Here is a 1528-nt window from a genome sequence, read left to right on the forward strand (position 1 = left end):
TCCACAAAATTGGAACTTAAAAGCCGTTAAAGTTCCTAACTTTATAATTATTGGTTGTCAGCGGTGCGGCACGACTTCTCTGTATACTTATTTAGCTCAACACCCGCAAATTTTGACTCCGATTAAAAAGGAGATGGATTTTTTTTCGTGGCACTTTGACAGAGGGATTGATTGGTATTTGGCTCATTTTTCACCAATGCCTTCGGGAGAGAAATTTTTGACGGGCGAAGCAAGTCCGAGCTATTTTGACTGTCGGGAAGCACCGGAACGTCTCTACAGCGTGTTTCCAGAGGCTAAACTGATTGTACTTTTGCGAAATCCGGTCGATCGAGCGATTTCTCAATTCTACCGCTTGACTGGCTTAAATTGGGAAGCGCGATCGCTCGATCGAGTAATTAGCGATGAAATTGAACGGTTGAATCAAAATCCAGAATACATCATCGGCGAGGAACCGGGGAATTATTTAGCTCGCGGTAGGTACATAGAATTTATCAAAAACTGGCGGACTTTCTTTCCCCCAGAACAGTTGTTAATTTTGAAAAGTGAAGATTTTTATGCAGGTGCGGCCACAACTGTCAAGCAAGTTTTAGAATTCTTAGATTTGCCGGAATATCAATTGTCTGAATACCAAAATGCTAATCCTGGTTCTTACCAGCGGGTAAATGAATCGGTTCGCGACAGGTTGAGCGATTATTTCCGACCTTACAATCAGGAATTAGAGGAATATTTGGCGAGGCAGTTTGATTGGGAATAAAGTTGAGCTAAGATTAGAACAACTTGTAAGGAGGTAATACCGATGCTGACGATCGAGCTAGATACGCTACTTAAGGAACAAGCACTCCAACGCCAAGATCCTGAAGATCGCTACCTTACCGATAGCGCCAACTGGGAACAATACGAGACACTGCTGAATCGGATTGGAGATACAGCGGGATATCGAGTTACTTATTTAGATGGAGTTTTGGAAATTATGTCGCCTTCTCGCCGCCATGAAAGTCGCAAAACTGGCATTGGAAATCTGCTAGAAATTTACTTTGTAGAAGCTGAAATAGAATATTTTCCTTTTGGGTCTACAACTCTGCGACAAGAGGAAAAAAGTGGCGGTACGGAACCGGATGAAGCTTACTGTATTGGGACAGATAAAGAATTTCCCGATTTGGTAATTGAAGTGATTGTTACCAGTGGCAGCATCAATAAACTAGAACTGTATAGAAGGTTGAATGTGCGAGAGGTTTGGTTCTGGCGAAATGACCGATTTTCTATCTACCATTTGCGAGAAGAAATTCCGGTTGAATTCGTGTCCAACTGCGGTTATGAATTAATCACACAAAGCGAATTGCTGCCAGGAATTGATATCGATCTATTGACAGAATGTGTAAAAAATCCTCACCCGTTAGCAGCAGCAAAGGATTGGAGACAGAATTGCCGACATACTTAGGAATGATAATTAAATAACTTCCACAAGATTGTGGGATGGGCGTCCCGCCCGTCCCAAAAGGACGGGCGGGACGCCCCTCCCACAAAAACA

The 1528-nt window shown here is 42.9% G+C and carries 2 protein-coding genes; both read left to right on the forward strand.

Going from position 1 to position 1528, the window contains the following annotated elements; translation table 11 throughout:
- Positions 1 to 754 (forward strand): sulfotransferase (locus QUB08_RS20155; RefSeq protein WP_333226461.1); only part of this gene is annotated, 754 nt, incomplete at its 5' end.
- Between the two features lie 42 nt (positions 755 to 796).
- Positions 797 to 1438 carry a Uma2 family endonuclease gene (locus QUB08_RS20160; protein ID WP_333226463.1) on the forward strand — a complete coding sequence of 214 codons (642 nt, stop codon included), beginning with the start codon at positions 797 to 799 and terminating at the stop codon, positions 1436 to 1438.
- Positions 1439 to 1528 lie beyond the last annotated feature (90 nt).

The sequence above is a fragment of the Microcoleus sp. BR0-C5 genome (assembly GCF_036705045.1).
Taxonomy (GTDB): domain Bacteria; phylum Cyanobacteriota; class Cyanobacteriia; order Cyanobacteriales; family Microcoleaceae; genus Microcoleus.

Excerpts from the sequence above, each read along its gene's own strand:
- QUB08_RS20160 (WP_333226463.1), top strand. The coding sequence starts at position 797 with ATGCTGACGATCGAGCTAGATACGCTACTTAAGGAACAAGCACTCCAA.